At 42.6% G+C, this 3,648-nt stretch carries 2 protein-coding genes; both read left to right on the plus strand.

Annotation, left to right across the window (positions count from 1 at the left end; genetic code table 11):
* The first annotated feature begins 374 nt into the window (after window positions 1–374).
* Window positions 375–2,111 (plus strand): PQQ-binding-like beta-propeller repeat protein, encoded by a 1,737-nt coding sequence (locus U9Q77_05540; GenBank protein MEA3286818.1) that lies wholly within the window; start codon window positions 375–377, stop codon window positions 2,109–2,111.
* A gap of 104 nt (window positions 2,112–2,215) precedes the next feature.
* Window positions 2,216–3,648, plus strand: a 1,433-nt coding sequence (locus U9Q77_05545) for a S41 family peptidase (GenBank protein MEA3286819.1), incomplete at its 3' end; no start/stop codon positions are given.

The following is a 3,648-nucleotide window of genomic DNA, read 5'->3' on the forward strand; positions in this document are numbered from 1 at the left end:
ATACTATGGATGTCAATGAATTATCCAGAAATTGAAAGACAGTCAGCAATCGGTAGGTTTTTCGGTATTTCAACGCTTGCGAACATTTTTAGCAAACAAAACTATACCGGACAAACCGAGCAATCCAGACAAACTGAGTGCTTCGCGTTGACCTGATTATTTAATAAACACCCAGACAGAGTATATACTGTGAAGTGAAATGCTTGTGATTCAAACTATGAGGTATTATTATCCGAACAAGTAAGCTTGCTATATAGACAGAAGGCAACAAAAACTTAACAACCAAATTCAGACTGAACTGCGTCAGGGATATCGAAACTCAGGTTTTTACAGTCTGCTGATTTGGGGCGTTTTAGTATTGAATGGAGTGCAGTATGATTTTAGGAATGATCCTTACAGCAATCCTGGTATCCGTCACCAATCTTACAATCACTGAACCAGTTGATGGTGAAACCTATGATGGGGATTGGTTAACAATCCGGGCAATCGTGGAGAATGAGAATGAATTACCGGATTCAGTACATTACACATTGAATTTGGAGCCGGTTATTCAGATTCCCAGACTGAGCACAGACTGGCCAACGTATATGCAGAACTATCAGAATCATGGTTATTCCGAATCACCTGCTCCTAATAGTCCCGATGTTCTTTGGACGGCTCCTGTTTGTGGTGATTCGCATGAGTTCTGCAGCCCGGTGATCGTTGATGGTATCGTCTATTTTCTGTCAGATGAGTTATCTACTGCATTTGCCCTTGATGCAGCATCGGGAGAAGTCCTCTGGACTTACGATGTGGTTGATGATGTTGATGATGCTGTAACGTACCATGAAGGCGATATATACATATCAGCTGACTCAGCCTGGTGTCTTAATGCTCAGACCGGAAACAAGGTCTGGTCATTTGGAGCACCTGCTGGTTGCCACATGAGCGGAAGCCCCCTGGTGGAAAATGGGATCGCCTATTTTGTCAGTACAGCACCCTTTGATTCCCTAACCCTTCATGCGTTTGATGCTCAAACGGGTCAAGAGAATTGGAATTTAGGACTCCCCAGCTTCTTCGAAAGCTGTCTTGCTCTGCATGAAAACACACTTTTTCTTGCATCACATACAGCATATTCTAGCGGAACCCAGCTTGAATCACTTTTTGCAGTGGATGCACTTACCGGGAATATTCTCTGGACTAATGACCATACTGATGGTGGCTATTGGGACTCATCTCCGACTATTCGCAATGATACTATCTACATTGGTGGTGACGATGGTTATCTGCATGCATTTAATGCAGATGATGGAACATTGATTTGGGAATCGAAGCTGCATGAATACTCACATGTCTGGGGAGCCGAACCAACTCCCGCATTACATGGGGATCGAGTTTTTATGGGGTGCTCATTCTATGGATGGCCATATGGTTTCATAGGAACATTTTCCACTCAGACTGGTGCAGAAATCTGGGGTATCGAAAACCAGATGCAGCTGCATGGATCCATTGGGCTGGCAGAAGATCTTGTATTCATGGGTGAGCATAGAGGTGATAGTGTATATGCCTTTAATCAGAATACCGGAGCCATTGTCTGGTCATACGGCATTCCCGGTGGACTTGAGGCAGGATTTCAATCCAGCCCCTCAATAACAGATGGTGTCATGTATATCGCAGCAACTGACAGCAATCTTTACGCATTCGGAACGGGTCTCAAATTCACCTACCTTGATGACCTTTTCGCTATAGTAGGAGCCAATGAATTGATAGCAACTTCCTATTATGAGGGAGTTGCCATGGCGGCAGATACGATCTACTTCACCGTGACCGGCACTGGAATCGAACTGGATCCATCCCCCCTGTTTAACCTTAACGCAAGCCCCAATCCATTCCATTCAACCGCAAGCATCTCGTTCGAGCTTGCAGAGGCTGGATGGGCGATAGTGTCTGTATATGACCTTTCGGGTAGAATCGTTAGAACACTAGAGAACTCAGAACTTGGAGTCGGCCAGCACTCAGTAGCCTGGGATGGATCTGGTGAAAACGGTGAGAGTCTTGCATCAGGTGTCTACTTCTGCAGAATACAATCCGGCGGAATTTCTGAAACCACTGGTCTGTGTCTGTTGAAATAGGAACCATAACCAGAGGCTGCAGTGGAATAGTACTCTCTGGTTGAATTCACGATGAGTACTATCCACTGAGCCTTAGTGTTATCTAAAATACCCGAGGAGTGTCCGTGGGTCAAAAAAATACTAGACAAGAAAAATTAAGAAAAGCAATGACATCCTTTGTGACACCTCTTCCAGGAGAGGATGTTGGAAGAAAGTACACTCAATTGGAACTCATCCAGGATATTGACTTTTTGATTAACACAATGGAGGATGTTCATCCCAATTTGTATTTTTGCATTTCAAAGGAAAAAGCAGAATCTCTTGTTGAAGAACTAAAGCTTTCATTGCATGACGGTTTTGATAGAATATGCTTTTACACAAAAGCTGCAAGAATTGTCGCCAGTTTTCGTGATGGACATACCTCAGTCTATACGCCAAGAGATGAGTACTCCAGGTATATTGATACTGGTGGCTTGCTCTTTCCCTTTGAGGTAGACTGCTCTTCGGGAGAAATTTGCATTCTGCAATCTTTTTCTAAAGAAATACACTCTGTAAATGATACCATCATCACCAGTATCAACGGCATCTCCGCGGAGACAATACTTAACTCCATGGTTTCTCTTTTCAGTTATGAACGGAGAGAAATGAGCCTGTCAGTCCTCTCCACTCTGTTCGGATTACTACTATTCCTTCTGTATGGACCTTGCAGTACATTTACTGTTGTTCTTTGCAGTGCTGAAGAAAATGAGGAAACAAGTGTTTCTGGTGTTACTTACGAAAGAATCAAGGATCTAAAAAATGAGGGGCCCATTGCAGAAAAAGATCCCTATACATTTGATATCAATAGGGAGAAAAGCTATGCAGTTCTGGATTTTCGTGCTTTCGATGATCTAAGCAGATTTAAGGGATTCATTAGAGACATGTTTGAACAGATTGAAACAAATGGCGTTAAGAAGCTAATCGTAGATCTAAGAAAGAATGGAGGAGGGAATTCATCACTAACGGAGGAATTTGCCTCTTACATCACAGACAAACCATTCACACAATTTTCAAGAATGGACCTAAAAATATCAAGGCAGATTAGAAAATATTATTCTCTCATGATGAAGTTTTTTGTCCCATTCCCTATATCACTTATTCCTGGTAAATTGCTTTTTGGAGCTCCCTGGAAAAAGGGCATTGGAGAAACTGTCTCAAGTGAAAGTAAGGCAAAAAAGCATAAACCCAAACATCCATTCTTCACCGGCAGAGTTATTGTATTAACCAGTGCATATACCTTCTCTTCTGCAACGGGTTTTTCTACAGCAATACAGGACAATGATCTGGGTATTATTGTTGGAGCGCCAACCGGAGGGTTTCCCAGCACTCATGGTGATAGTTTCCCTTTTTCTCTTCCTAATACATGCTTGCAGTGCGGAGTATCTCATAAGTTTTTTGTTAGACCAGATGGCAATGAAGCCCCAGAGCCACTATATCCAGATTATTTAATTGATGAATCCGAGCCAAATGCTAAATTCGACAGGGTTCTGGAATATGCAATTCACATGAAGTTGAATGA

The sequence above is a fragment of the Candidatus Neomarinimicrobiota bacterium genome (genome assembly GCA_034716895.1).
GTDB lineage: Bacteria > Fidelibacterota > UBA8477 > UBA8477 > JABMPR01 > JABMPR01.

Bases quoted from the DNA above. Each gene is read 5' to 3' on its own strand.
- U9Q77_05540 (MEA3286818.1), top strand. From the start codon at position 375: ATGATTTTAGGAATGATCCTTACAGCAATCCTGGTATCCGTCACCAAT.